The organism is Streptomyces bottropensis ATCC 25435 (assembly GCF_000383595.1).
Lineage (GTDB): Bacteria > Actinomycetota > Actinomycetes > Streptomycetales > Streptomycetaceae > Streptomyces > Streptomyces bottropensis.
Genome location: NZ_KB911581.1, coordinates 546,278 through 559,645, shown reverse-complemented (window position 1 = coordinate 559,645; position 13,368 = coordinate 546,278). Strand labels below are relative to the sequence as shown.

Annotated in this window: 9 protein-coding genes and 3 pseudogenes; 3 read left to right on the top strand and 9 right to left on the bottom strand. The window is 66.0% G+C overall.

All coding sequences use genetic code 11. The features are described from left to right. Positions 1 to 5: 5 nt before the first annotated feature. From STRBO_RS0102530 to STRBO_RS0102495, 8 genes are all read right to left on the bottom strand, one after another. The gene (locus STRBO_RS0102530; protein ID WP_005476068.1) at positions 6 to 755 is read right to left on the bottom strand and encodes a DUF2637 domain-containing protein; all 750 of its coding nucleotides are present in this window, start codon (positions 753 to 755) and stop codon (positions 6 to 8) included. An 86-nt stretch (positions 756 to 841) separates the two neighbouring features. After that, a complete protein-coding gene (locus tag STRBO_RS0102525; protein ID WP_005476069.1) occupies positions 842 to 2,209 on the bottom strand; it encodes an FtsK/SpoIIIE domain-containing protein in 1,368 nt (455 codons plus the stop codon). 5 nt (positions 2,210 to 2,214) lie between these two features. Then, complete coding sequence (locus STRBO_RS0102520; RefSeq protein ID WP_005476070.1) at positions 2,215 to 2,562, bottom strand: SCO3933 family regulatory protein; 348 nt, start codon at positions 2,560 to 2,562, stop codon at positions 2,215 to 2,217. A gap of 183 nt (positions 2,563 to 2,745) precedes the next feature. Next, positions 2,746 to 3,567, bottom strand: coding sequence for a hypothetical protein (locus STRBO_RS0102515; RefSeq protein ID WP_005476071.1), 822 nt, complete (start codon positions 3,565 to 3,567; stop codon positions 2,746 to 2,748). Beyond that, a complete protein-coding gene (locus STRBO_RS0102510; protein ID WP_005476072.1) occupies positions 3,564 to 4,415 on the bottom strand; it encodes a sigma factor-like helix-turn-helix DNA-binding protein in 852 nt (283 codons plus the stop codon). The genes STRBO_RS0102515 and STRBO_RS0102510 overlap by 4 nt, the downstream gene beginning before the upstream one ends. A gap of 175 nt (positions 4,416 to 4,590) precedes the next feature. Next, the gene (locus STRBO_RS0102505; protein WP_005476074.1) at positions 4,591 to 4,980 is read right to left on the bottom strand and encodes an ATP-binding protein; all 390 of its coding nucleotides are present in this window, start codon (positions 4,978 to 4,980) and stop codon (positions 4,591 to 4,593) included. A gap of 92 nt (positions 4,981 to 5,072) precedes the next feature. Further along, positions 5,073 to 5,924: a helix-turn-helix domain-containing protein gene (locus STRBO_RS0102500; RefSeq protein WP_078531373.1), complete on the bottom strand. Its 852-nt coding sequence runs from the start codon at positions 5,922 to 5,924 to the stop codon at positions 5,073 to 5,075. Positions 5,925 to 6,056: 132 nt separating this feature from the next. Next, entirely contained in the window at positions 6,057 to 7,868 is a 1,812-nt protein-coding gene (locus STRBO_RS0102495) for an IS481 family transposase (protein ID WP_020113726.1), read from the bottom strand. 544 nt (positions 7,869 to 8,412) lie between these two features. Between STRBO_RS0102495 and STRBO_RS0102490 the strand changes: the two are divergent. The 3 pseudogenes from STRBO_RS0102490 to STRBO_RS0102480 all read left to right on the top strand — a co-directional run. Continuing rightward, positions 8,413 to 8,951: pseudogene (locus tag STRBO_RS0102490) on the top strand (winged helix-turn-helix domain-containing protein); the annotation flags it as partial. Positions 8,952 to 9,011: 60 nt separating this feature from the next. Continuing rightward, positions 9,012 to 10,603: pseudogene (locus tag STRBO_RS45835) on the top strand (ISL3 family transposase). A 48-nt stretch (positions 10,604 to 10,651) separates the two neighbouring features. Then, positions 10,652 to 11,185, top strand: a pseudogene (locus STRBO_RS0102480) (transposase); the annotation flags it as partial. A 14-nt stretch (positions 11,186 to 11,199) separates the two neighbouring features. On the opposite strand, the gene STRBO_RS41220 reads toward STRBO_RS0102480, so the two are convergent. After that, positions 11,200 to 13,134 (bottom strand): AAA family ATPase, encoded by a 1,935-nt coding sequence (locus tag STRBO_RS41220; RefSeq protein WP_005483809.1) that lies wholly within the window; start codon positions 13,132 to 13,134, stop codon positions 11,200 to 11,202. Between the last annotated feature and the right edge of the window lie 234 nt (positions 13,135 to 13,368).

Genomic DNA, 13,368 nt, shown 5'->3' with positions numbered 1-13,368 from the left:
CTTTCTCAGAGGTGGGCGGCGACGGATGCGGTCATGGACGGGGGCAGGCCGAGTCGGGCGCGTACGGCGTCGGGGTCGGCCGGGTGGCCGGTGGCCGAGTGGTGTTCGTCGGCGAGGGCGCGGACGCGGTCGACGAGGGCAGGAGGCAGCGCGACGGCGGGTACGGGCGTCTGGGCGCGGTCGGGGGTGAGGTCATCCGGTTCGGCTGTTGTGGCCGGTTCGTTGGTGGTGGGCTGAGGAGCGGGTGTGCGGGCCGGGACTGTCGACGGTTCCGGGAGGAGGTCTCGGTCTGGCGGGTCGACGGCGGCCGGAGCGGAGTGGGGTTCGTCGTGCGGGCCCTTCGTCGGCAGGGTCGGGACTGCTGGTGATTCCTGGGGGTGGTTGGGGGCGTGAGCGAGGAGCGTGCCGCCGAAGAAGGCGACGGCCGGCCAGCCCGCGACGACGACGCGGAGCCAGGCGGGGACGTGGTCGAGGTCGAGGAGCCCGGCGGTGGCGACGTTGGCGCCGAGGGATGCGGCGAGGGCGACGAGGAACCACAGACGTGGGCCCCCGGCCGGTTGTCCGGCCCGCTGCTGTTCGCGCATCTTCCGCCAGGCGGCGACCAGGAGGAGGTCAACGCTGATGGGGTAGGCCCATGCCTTCCAGCCGCCTTGCCCAGCCGCATCGGCAAGGTCGTGGAGGTGGGAGAAGGACAGGGCGCCCGCGATGACGGCTTGAATGATCACGGCGTCCAGGCGGGCGAGTTGGGCGCGCATCGGCTCGTCTCCTTCCGGTTTCTGGCATGGGAGGGGTAGGGACCTTGGCGTGAGACGGTCACGCCGACCGGGGAGGGACGGTGCGGCTACTCGGTGACCGGTCGGGCGGCGGGTGCGGTAGCGGGAGACGGCGTCGACTCGACGGGCGTCATCGCGACGGCGGGCCGGAAGGCGGCGAGTCGGGGCAGGTCCGGGACGAGGCTGGATGTGTCGCGGCAGACGGCCGCCGCTTCGTCAAGGGTGAGGTGGGGCGAGCGGACGCGGGACCAACCGCCGGAGGAGTCGCCGACGACCGCGACGCCGGGGCGTTCGGCCGGGATGGACGTGGCGGCCAAGGCCGCTTCGGGGGCGATGTCGGCAAGTGCCATGTTCGCCGAGGTCTCGTCGTTGACGCGGTGGCAGATACGGCCGGTGAGCTGGGCGCGCAGCATGGTCGCGCCCTTGCCGAGTTCGGAGCCGAAGCGCTGCCCGCAGACTTCCAGGTAGATGCCGGCCGCGCGGCCGAGCTGGGCGAGGCGGATGAGCTTGGTGACCATGGCATCGCGTCGCTTCTCGTCGTCGCGACTCGCGGCGAGGAAGAGTTCCGCGACCTCGTCGACGACGACCACGACCGGCACCGGGCGCGCCTCGTCGGGCAGCCCCCATACGTCGGAGGTGAGCACGGCGTCCGGACCGGCCACGCTCGACAGGCCGATGAGCCGGAACCGTGCCTCCATTTCCTCCAGCAGGGCGTCAAGGATGTCGTTGGCACGGTCCGAGGTGTCGGCGAGGGCCGACAGTCGGGGCGCGAACGGCGCCAGTTCAACGCCCCATTTGCAGTCGATGCCGACGAGGGCAACGGGTTGCCGGGCGAGGCCGCACAGCAGGTTGCGCAGGTACACGGACTTGCCCGACTGCGTGGCGCCGAGGATCAGTTCGTGCGGCACGGTGCGGAAGTCCCGTACGTGCCAGTGACCGTCTTCCCGCAGAGCCAGCGGGAGGGTGAGCGGACCACTCCCCCGCCAGCGACGGGCGGGGCGTACGTCGGCGAGCACGTCCCAGCCGATCAGGCGCAGTTCGAGCCGTCCCGGCTTGGTGGGGCGGATGTGCACGGCATGAGCGCCCCAGGCATGCCGTAGCCGGTCGGCCGACGCGGTGAAGTCCTCGGGCGCCTGCCCGGCCGCCATACGCAACTGCATCACGAGGCCGGACCCGGTCGGGCGGGGCAGAGACCGCCGGGGCGGCACCGGGGCCGCTTCCCGCCCGATCATCCGGGCCGTGGCCCGACGGACGGCCGAAGCCGGAACCGTCAGGCCGCAGGCGTCCATGGTCGCCCGGTACGAGGCGAGTACGCGCAGGGCGATGACCGGGTACCCGATGAGCCACCAGAACAGGACCGGCGTCCGCCGACGCATCACGAGCAGCGCGGCCAGTGCCAGCAGCACCAGGATCAGTGTCCAGACGGAATCGGTCATGGCGCTCAGCCCTGCACCGAAGCCGGAGCGTTGACCATGACCGCGTCGGCCCGGTAAGCGATGCCGTGGCGGGCACGGCCGCCGAACTCACTCTCCCAGGGCCGGGCCACCAGGCCGGACAGGACGACCGGGGCGCCCATGACCAGACCCTCACCGATGCCCGGCTCCGGCACCGTCACCTTGATCATGTCGGAACCGCCCGACGCGATGAACACCAGTTCCAGCACCATGAGCCGGGCGTTGGTCACCGGGTCCACGGCGATCTCACCGGTCTGACGGTCCTTCACCTTGGTCTCGGGCAGCTTTGTGACCAGCAGCGTCGCGGCGGAAGTGTCGACGGGGATGACACGCATTCTTCGAACCTCACTTGGTTGGTGGCGCCTCTCGCGACGCCGATCCGGCCTGAATACCCCCCTAGACAGCAGAGAGGCGGCCCACCCGAACTGTCTAGGGGGGTTGACGCCAACAGTAACCCGACAGCCCATCAACTGTCTAGGGGGGTATACGAGGAGTGCGGCGACCGAACCCGAACGGCCCTACGTCAGCACCCAGTGAAGGGCCGTCGCATCATCCTGAGCCTTGCCGCGCGGCCAGCGCCCACCGTGCGGGTCACCGGCCTCAGCGTCCCGGACCGTGCGGATCAACTCGTCCGGCCCTGACGTGTTGAGAATGCTCAACACCGTTGCCCAGTCGGCGAGTTCGAAGCGGTCCACGAGTCGTGTGGCCCCGTCGCTCAGGAGACTCACGGAGTTGAGGGAGTCGAGCGGCACGGACCCGGTCAGTGCGTGCTCAGCCGCCCGGGGGTCGGGGCCGGCGATCCAGAAGCCGCCCGGCCTGTTACGCAGACCGGTCAGCGCGTCGCGGTACTCGGCCAGCGCGGCAGCGTGCTCGGGTGAGCCGGTGGGATGCGCGTCGACCGGGCCCCGAAGAGACTTGCCGACCTCGTCCAGGCGCCGGTCAGTGACGACCGCGCAGCCCCCGCCCTTCTCGCCGAGCAGCAGGGAGGAGTCACCCAGGACGAGGTACTCCAGTTCCTTGTCACCGGCCCGGACCGCCACGACCGTGCTGGTGGGACTGGCCCGGTAGGTCAGGTCACAGCTGTCGTCGTGCAGGGCTCGAACCGAGGCGATGGAGTCGGCCAAGCAGTCGGCGAGGGGGCGTTGCGGATCCGCGGTGGCGGCTCGTAGCAACAGCGCGCCCAGGGTCCCGGAGAACCACGCGATGCTGTGCACGCATCCGGTCTCAGCCCCCGCCACCCCGGCGCCGTCGAGGAGGACGGCAGCACCGGGAGCGACGGCGGCGAAGTCCTCGTTCTCCTGGCCTGGTTCGGAGGGGAGGGAGCCGAGGGCGACTCTCACGCCCCGGTCTCCTCGTCGTGCAGGTACAGCGGGCAGACCAGCTCTACGGACTGCGGCTCGCTGGTCTCAGGGTCGTACTCGACGCCGACGAGCGTGGAGAACCGGCGGTCCCCCACCTGCCCCCACAGGGCATTGAGATCCGATGCCAGCAACTGGACCGCGCCGAGGGAGCCTTGGGTGTGGATACCGGCAATGGCGAGCACCGACCCCTTGCCGTCCGGGCGGGGCAGCCGGCCGAGGTATCCCACGTCGTGTGGGCGAGCCGGATCACCGTCCTGCCCGGAGCGGTGAATGGTGCCAGTCCGCCGGTCCAGCAGCGTCCAGGGTTCGCCGTCCTCGTGCTGCCAGCTGAGAACCGGGTCCTGGGCGTACAGCTCGCGCATGTCCTCGGACATGCCTGGACCGCAGACGACGATCAGGCCGTCTCGGTTGAGGTTGACTTCACCGCTCACGAGCACGTTGCCGGTGGCGACATCGAGGCTGTAGGACTTCGCCAGGTCTTCGAGACGCTTGCCCGAGTTCATGTCATCCATGGCGACGACCGTGCGCTTCTTCGCGTCGTCCGCCCGCAGCGGAGTGACCACCGTGACGATGCCCGCACCGAAGAAGGCACCTTCGGGGGCCGGGCCAGTGTGGCGGATCTGGTGAATCCGGCCACGGCTCAGACCAGCCTTCTCAGCGATCTGCGCGTACGAGAGCCCTTGCGCGTGAAGGTCCTGAACCACCCGCCGGCGAAGCCGCGCCAGCTCTGTCACCTCCTGCTGAGCGTCTGCCAACCGGGTCGTGACCTCACGCAGGAGCAGGTACGGATCATCAATCGACATGATCCGTCGCAACTCGTCCGACATGCCTTCACCTCCTAGGACTCCTCCGAAGTCTAGGCCCCTAGACAGAAAAGGCGGAAGCAGGCGGCCCGAGTGAGCGCCGATCACGTAGAAGCCGGACCTGCGTCGAGGTACACCCCGAGGGCTCACCCGCTACCACCGACGCTGCAGCGGATGGCGGGAGCCAGGCCGACTCCCATCAGGCGCCGTCCCCAATCAGGTCGGCCCACACGGTGCGCCCGCTCGGGACATCCTTCACGCCCCAGTCCTTTGCGCAGGCCGAGACGAGCCACAAGCCGCGACCGCCACTGTCTTGGCTGACCACGTCGCACATTTCGGGGACGCTGTCGCCGCCCTGGTCGACCACTTCGAGTCGCACGCCGTCCGCCCTGAAGGCGACGACCACCAGGAACCAGCCGCCGGCCGAACCGCTGAGGGTGTGCCGGACGGCATTGGTCGCCAGCTCGCTCACGACCAGGACCGCGTCATCGGCAACGCCCCGTTCCTGGAGGAGGCCGGCGACGAAGTGACGGGCTTCGGCTACCTGATCCGGCAGCCCGGGGAAGGCGCGGCACCACTTGGTGAACATGGGAAGACTCCTTGTCTAGAGGGCTAGACAGCACAGAGGCAGAATATTCCCCGAGCGAACCAACAACCAAGGCATCCATAGGAATTATTCCTCTATGGAGTGACGACGTCCGCCAGACCGCGAAACTCCTCCATCACCCGCAACAGCAGTTCCCGCACCTCACCACCGAAGACGGCCGCGCCGTCGAAGGAACCGAACACTTCCTCGTACGAGGCGACTTCATCCGGGTCATGCGAGACCCGCTCATCCCGAAACGCCTCCACCACGACGGCCCCCCGGTCGCACAGGGTGAAGCCATGCCGGGGCATGACCGGTACCGGCCGATCCCATGGGATCACTCCGAGCCGCACGGTGGTCAGGCTCTCGACAGCGAGCAGACGGTCAAGTTGGGCGAGCATGAGCGACGGGGTTCCGGGCCAGGTCCGCAACACGCCCTCGGTGACGACGAATACGGACTCACGTCCCGGCTCGTAGAGAACGCTCTGCCGCTCCACACGGGCAGCGACGGCACGGCCGACGGACTCGGGGTCAGCATCGGGAGCACTCGCGAAGGCGTGACGGGCGTATTCGGCACTCTGAAGCATGGCCGGCAGAACCACACACTGAAACGACCGCACGAGCCGGGCCCCGCGGATCGCACCATCCAGGACGGCACCGGGAAGCGCATCCGGCTCGGACTGCGGAGCCGTGTCAACTGCCGCTTCCACAGCGGCCAGGAGCTCCCGCACCTCACCCAAGGTCGGCTCATCGAGCCCCAGGGCCCGGGAGAGCCGGTCGAGGACATCGAAGCTGGGGACCATCCGCCCGGTCTCAACCTTGGACACAGTTGGTTGCCCAACACCGGCTCGCTGCGCCAGAACTGCACCCGTCAGACCGGCATCCGCCCGCAGAGCACGAAGACGCGCCCCAAGCGCAGCCATCCGCTCTCGCCGCTCACTCCCCATACCCAGGGTTCTACACCACGAGGGCCCAGCATCCAGCGCAGGAGCCACGACCAAGATCATCTAGCTTCCCGTAGCTGTCGGGTCCCACCTGATGCCTGACGTTCTGGTCCCAGCTGTTGTTTGACGGTGGGCCTAGACAACTTGGAAAGCCCCGTGGGGCTTGTTCGCTTTCACGTTACGGACCGGGACGTCGGTCGTGCGCCGGATGACCCGGATCTGCCCGTCCAGCTCGACGGTGATCGTTGTGTCCGACACGTGCACGGTCACCGTCTGGCCTGCGTAGGGGCGGCCGAGGGAGACGGTCTGGCGGCAGACCATGACCGTGCCCACCGCGCTGACCCGCCGCTGCACGCGGACCGGCTCCACCCGGGGCCGGGGCGGCGGACCCGCGGGCCGCAGGCCGTGCAACCCCTGCACCTTCTCGCTGGTGAGCGGGTTGGGCCGCACCCGCAGCAGCTCCCGCGACGACGGATCGAAGAACGACAGCGTCTCCTCGTCGATCCGGATGCCCACCTGACGGCCGCCGAGGATCTCCGCCGCCAGCACCTGGCGCCCGCCCAGGTTCACCAGCCCGCTGTTGTTCACCACCCGGTCCACCTCGAACGCCACCCCGTCCCCGGCAGGCAGTGGAGAGGGACCGGCCGCGCGACCTCCCCGGGCGGCCAACTGCACGAGATCCGCCACCGACAGGTGCGACCGCACACTCTTGATCCGCGCCCCGGCGACCAGCAGATGGATCACCGATGTGTCCGCCCAGAACGTCACCGTCAGCCCCGAACGGGACGGCCCCAGCCAGAACTGCTTCCCCGCGACCTGCAGATTCCCACTCGCAGGCACCACCCGCTCGAACTCCACCGGCCCACCAAGCTCCACCGGCACCACCACCTCGGGAAGAGAAGCAGGAGCCGACGCCGTTTCGACCGGATCGGGCACCACAGAGGAAGTCCGCTGCTGCGGCACCAGCGCCAGCACCCCAGGAACGCGCAGCCCGAGCACATCCCGCTCTTCCTCAGGCACCGGCGTGAACCGGTCACCCGGGGACTGCATGTCCAGCGCCTGATGCGGACGCACGCAGTTGTATTCCTGCACCCACGCGTCCAGCGCCGTCTGAGCAGCCTGGATGCTCTCGAACGCACCGCAGTCGTCCAGGAGTTCACGCCGCAGCGTCTGATGGAACCGCTCGACCTTGCCCGTCGTGGTCGGCGACGCCGGCTGGGTGAGGCGGTGCGCGATCCCGTTCTCCCGACAGATCCGGTCGAACAACACCTCACCACCGTGTCCGAACCGGTCGGTGAACTGCTTGCCGTTGTCGGTGAGCACCTCCTCCGGCACCCCGAACCTCTGCAGAGCCCCGGCGAACGCCGCACAGACCGCCCGGCCGGTCGCCCGCTCCACCACCGAGGCGATCACGCAGAACCGGGAATGGTCATCCACCCCGGTCACGACCTTCGCCTCAGTCAGCTCACCCGTCACCGTGTCGACGAGCATCACCCCGCCGACGATGTCCATCTGCCACAGCTGCATCGGCCTATCCCGCTGCCAGCGCTTGTAATCCGACCGCTTCCGGCGCCGCACACCCGGCTCCACCAGCCCGTGACGGACCAGAATCCGATACACCGTCATCCGCGACGGCACCGGGCTGACCGCCCCGGACCGCTCCAGCACATGAGCGATCCGTCGCGGACCCCACCGAGGATGCTGACGCCGCAGCTCACACACCGCCGCCTCCACCTCCGCAGACGCCTGATGCGGACACGACGCCGGCCTACGCGACCGGTCCGCCAGACCCGCCAGCCCCTCGGCCTCATACCGGGACTTCCACCCGCTCACCGTCTGCCGCGACACCCCGAGCGACGCAGCGACCTCCGTCACCGTCGCGCCCGCCAGCACCGCAAGCACAGCCCGGTATCTCTGCTCGACAACCGACAACTCCACCAGAGCCAATCCCGGCCTCCCGCCACACGCCGCAACGACGCGCACAGCAAAGCCGATCACGGCCACCGTCAACCATCAGCTGGGATCGAACTGTCAAGCATCACCCGGGATCGGACATAGCTTCCCGTAGCGCGTGATTCAAACTTTCTCTACTGGTTCAAGGCGGCTCGCTCCGCTCCCCGCGCGCGGCCCGGCCCCCGGCCGGGCCTGCGCTCCTGCCTTCGTCCGGCTCCAGCCCGGCCGGCGCCCGTGCCGCGAAACAGCAATCAGCCACCTGATGCCAGAGAAGCGGTACATCGTGGCTGGGGCGATCGGCTCCACAGCTTTGCGGAGCCACTTTTGACCTATCGCGGCGGGCATGGATGGTGATCATCAACGTCCATTGAGCAACCCATCCACAGCAGCGTGCAGTGCACACACAGTCGACACGTGCTCCTGGGACAGGAGTTTCTCTTTGCGTGCCCTTCTCGCAAGAGTCTGTGCAATTACTGAGGTTGAACTCGTGGAGTCGTAGGGGCTGACGACTCGTTGCCCGTGCGGTATCACCGAAGGCATGCGGTATCCACAAGGGGGCGGGCTGACCGCCGAACGGCAGCAGTTCCGCGAGGAGTTACGGCTGAAGGCGGCCGAGAGGTTCGCCCAGGGTGAGGCGAGCTCGGTGATCGCGAAGGACCTGCGGGTCAGTGTCCGGTCGGTACAGCGGTGGCGTCAGATGTGGGACGAGGGCGGTCCGCGGGCTCTGCGGTCGCAGGGGCCGGCGTCGCTTCCGAGGCTGAGCCAGAAGCAGTTCACACAGTTGGAGGCGGAGCTGGCCAAGGGGCCGGCCGCGCATGGCTGGGAAGACCAGCGTTGGACGCTGGCGCGGGTCAAGACGGTGATCGGCCGGCGCTTCCACCTGTCCTACACGCTTCAGGGTGTGCGCAAGCTCCTGGTGCGTAATGGGTGGTCCTGCCAGGTCCCGGCCCGACGGGCCATGGAACGGGACGACGACGCGGTCGCGGGGTGGGTCAAGGAGGTGTGGCCGTGCGCGGAAGACTCGCGGCGGCCCGTGGAGCCTGGATCGTCTTCGAGGACGAAGCCGGATTCTCCATGGGCTCAGTCAAGATTTCCGTGATGGGGTGACGGAGCGTCATTCCGGTGGCATGGTCTGCCGTGTGTGATGACTTGCTGGGCATCGTGTTTCCGCATCTGGAGAAGGTGCGGGTGGAACACGTGTGGGTGGAGGACGGCGTAGTGCGGGTCAAGGCCCGCACCCTGGACGGTGCGTTTCCATGTCCGTCGTGCGGTGTTTGCTCGTACCGGGTCCACAGTCGGTATCGGAGACACCTGGCGGACGCCGCCGTGGGCGGGTGTCCGGTGGTCGTCGACTTGTCAGTACGGCGGCTGTTCTGCGATGTCGCTGATTGTGCGCGTCGTACGTTTGCCGAACAGGTCGAGGGCCTGACCATCCGCTACGGACGTCGCACTGTGGTGCTGGCGGTACTGGTGCAGGCGATTGCCCTGGCACTTGCGGGCCGGGCCGGCGCCCGGCTTGCCGCCGTACTCCACATCGCCGTCAGCAGAGTGACGTTGTTGAACGTGCTGATGGCGCTGCCGGACCCATGCCCTCCCTCACCGCGGGTGCTCGGAGTGGATGACTTCGCCACCCGACGTGGGCGCAGATACGGGACGGTGTTCGTCGACGTCGAGTCCCATGCCGTCCTCGACCTGCTGCCCGCCGGGAGAAGGAACCCGTGGCTGTCTGGCTGGCCGGACACCCGGGGATCGAGGTGATCTGCCGGGACCGAGCTGGCGCCTATGCCGAGGCGGCCCGCGCAGGCGCCCCGGGCGCGCTGCAGGTGGCCGACCGGTGGCATTTATGGGACAACCTGGCCACCGCTGTCGAGCGCACCGTGATCGCTCACCGATCCTGTCTGCAAGGACCTGAGGTGAGCACCCCGTCGGACCGGCGCATGGCCGCGGCTCCGCCCTCGACGCTCAATCCGGACACCGGCACGGAGAAGTGGCTGGTCACCCGGACACGAGAGCGACACAAGGCGGTTCACCGACTGCTGGCCCGTGGATGGACGATCAGCGCCATCGCGCGGGAGCTGAGCCTTGCCCGGCACACCGCGGAACGCTATGCCCACTGCAAGAACCTCGACGGCCTCATCGAAGGCTCCCTTCGCACCACACGCCTGGACGACTACAAGCCCTACCTGATCCGGCGCTGGAACGAAGGATGCACCGATGCCGCCCGCCTCTTCAGGGAGATCCAGACCCAGGGCTACCCGGGACGAACCCCGCAAGCGGTGCGACGCTATCTCCGGCCGCTTCGCACCGGCCTCGGCTCCATCCGGTCTGCGGCCCCGGTGCTCAAACCACAGCAGGTCACCAACTGGATCATGTGGAATCCCCAGCACCTGCGCGACGACGAAGAACGCCAGCTGGGCGAAGTACTCAGCCGCTGCCCGGAGTTGACTGCCGTCCGCAACCACGTGCACGCCTTCGCGCGGATGGTCTGCGACCTCGGCGGAAAGAGCCTTCCAGCATGGACAGACGCCGTCCACGCAGATGACCTACCCGTCCTGCACGCCTTCGCCGACGGTCTCCGGCGTGATCACCAGGCTGTCACCGCGGGCCTCACGCTGCCCTGGAGTTCCGGCCCGGTCGAAGGCCACGTCAACCGGATCAAGATGCTGAAGCGACAGATGTATGGGAGAGCCGGTTTCGCACTACTCCGCAAACGAGTCCTCCTGGCCTGACTCAAATCACGCTCCGTCACCCCGTCACGGAAATCTTGACTGAGCCTCTCCATGACGCCGCCGCAGGCGAAGACCTGGTCGCAGCGCGGCCGGACCCCCGTGGTGCGGGTCCGGGGCCGTTCCCGCAGGCGAGTGTCGATCGCCGCGCTGACCTGCTACAAGTCCGGCCATCGGTCCCGGCTGATCTACCGGCCGCGCCGGGACGACGGCCGGCGCGACGGCCGCAAGAGCTTCTCCTGGCGCGACTACCGCGACCTGCTGATCGCCGCACATCAGCAGCTCGGCGGCCCCATCGTGCTCATCTGGGACAACCTCAACGTCCACAAAGCCGCTGATCTGCGGGAATGGGCGGAAACCCGGGACTGGCTGACCATCTACTACCTGCCGCCCTACGCACCCGACCTCAACCCCGTCGAAGGGATCTGGTCACTTCTGCGGCGCGGCTGGCTCTCCAACGTTGCCTTCAGTACTCCCGAACACCTCGTCCGGCGCATCCGACGCGGCCTACGGCACATCCAGTACCGCACCCATCTCATAGACGGCTGCCTCGCAGAGACCGGCCTGGCCATCAGACCCGCCTGACCAACAGCACGACATCACGAGTTCAACCTCAGTAGCCGCTTCCCAGGGACCGAGATGTCGCGCTGCTCGCACCAACTCTTAACGGCTGAATGCCTAGAGCCCGACGGAAGCTCAAAAGCTTCTGGGATCTTATTTCCATTCCCGTCGAGCAGCTCATTGACACAAGCTCTATATACGTCACCATCGATGAGATCCTCCAACGCTAGGCCAGATTTCTCGCCACCTAGAAAAAGTATGCGCGCCTCAGGAACTCCACTCTCTTGCAGCTTCCGCGAAAGAGCAGTTCCTCCTGGGTCGCCATCCATCAAGAAGCAGCTGCGTGCAGCTTCCAAGTCAAGTTCGCCAGCCAGTCTGGGAGAAATCTCGGATAGCCCTGGGGCGACCTGATATCCGAGTGACACAAGGCCGGTCGCTTCACGAAGCAAAGAAGGCAGAAGTAGCATGTCACTGGGGCCTTCAGTCATGACAACTCGCCGCACTGAGGCGAATGCCAAAGATGCTGCCCCCATGGAAATCAAGAGCGGAGAGAAGCCCGCACCCTCGCTCCAGAACCAATTTCTGATCACGCTAGTCGAAGTACCAGGAATAGGATGCACAACCCTGACCCCGGTGCCAATATCCTCCGGCAGACACCCCGCCGAATGGGTGGAATAGATAATCTGCTTCACTATGCGCTGTTTAGTAAAAACGTCAATCAAGTCCGCCTGAGCGTCATAATGTAGATGATTTTCGGCCTCATCGATTACGACGATCACGCCACCATCGTGATCCTTCTCCCAGTATCGCGCCGCGTTCACACAAGCCACGAGCGCGATGAACTGACGGAAACCCTCACTTCTATCCCTCAGGTCAGTGTAGGCAGTGCCGTGCGCCGCCCGCACCAAAATATGGAGCTTTTGGTTTGATATATAGAGACTCGGCCATACGGCGTCTTGACGCCATGCCTGAAAAGCCTCCCTTAGTGCCAGATTAGCCTGGTCAGCTAGTTCTGCTACTTTGAGATGCTGATCATTAAGCACAGCCTCCGTGAGGACCGCACCATCCAGTCGCGCAAGGCGCAGAAGGCTGGACAGACATCTCGGCATCTCGCCCTGGCTAAGGTCAAATGAGCCGGGAAGCGCTCTATCCTCCTCGGTAAATTTTACAATCTTCGGAATCCTCGCCATCAGAGCCAGCATGATCGCATTCGCTGGCGGATTGGCGCTCAGTGAAGTCTTCAGCGAGGAGAGCTCTCTTGCAAGCTCTTTCATCGGCGCTTGTGCGTATTTCCCTCGCTCGATTCCGTTGACTTCACGCAAGAAATCTGCCGTAATTTGAGCATTTGCATTGGGGTCGCCGATAAAGGCCTCAGCGTTACCGTGAACCACCACACCCAGGTATTGCAAGGTCAAGTCGACAGATTCGAGCTTCCCTGGACTCAAGGGGCGCGTTTTAATGGACTCAAAGCCTGAGAGGTCACGCTGAAGGCGGATTAGAACTCTATGAATAGGATCTTGAGAACTTAGGCCCGACCCTCTTTCTTCCTCACCTTTTCCCGCAACCCGTCCGTTCGAAATGGCCAACTGGATAAGGTCCTGCACCTTCTTGCCTTCTTCAGGGTCACGACCTGGCATCGGCGAAAGGGTAAGAGAACGCCGTCCTGCGGATTGTTTGACAAAGAGCCACTTGGGAGTTTCCGAATGCGGGATCTCCGAAATTATCGCCAGGTCGTCATCTTCAAGCAGAAATTTGAAAGTTGCTAGTGGGTTCGGGCCGACGTCAGCCACGCCCTGAGAAATATCGTTCACGTCGAATGAATTCTTGTCGACACCCTTTGTGATTGCATTCAGGATACTAGTCTTGCCAGCCTCATTAGGCCCAACGAGTGCGACGATAGGGTCGTCAACGATCAGGGAACACTTCTGCCGAAATCGCCGGTAGTTTTCAAATTCTACAGAATGAAGCCTCATCGCCGCTCCCTATCGGTGTCTAGAATGACAGTTATAAGGCATGGAGACTTCTGATGTGCAACAGTGGAGAAACATCCCGATATGCCCCATACGGGGAACTTTGCTTTCATGTGGTGCGTCTACGTTTCCTGGCCTCGGGGCTCGCACTCTCGATGCGTGGAGGACTCTTTTTCCACGGCCGCGATACCTACCAGTTGAAAGGTTGACTCTGCTCGGTTGCGCACCACACCCGTA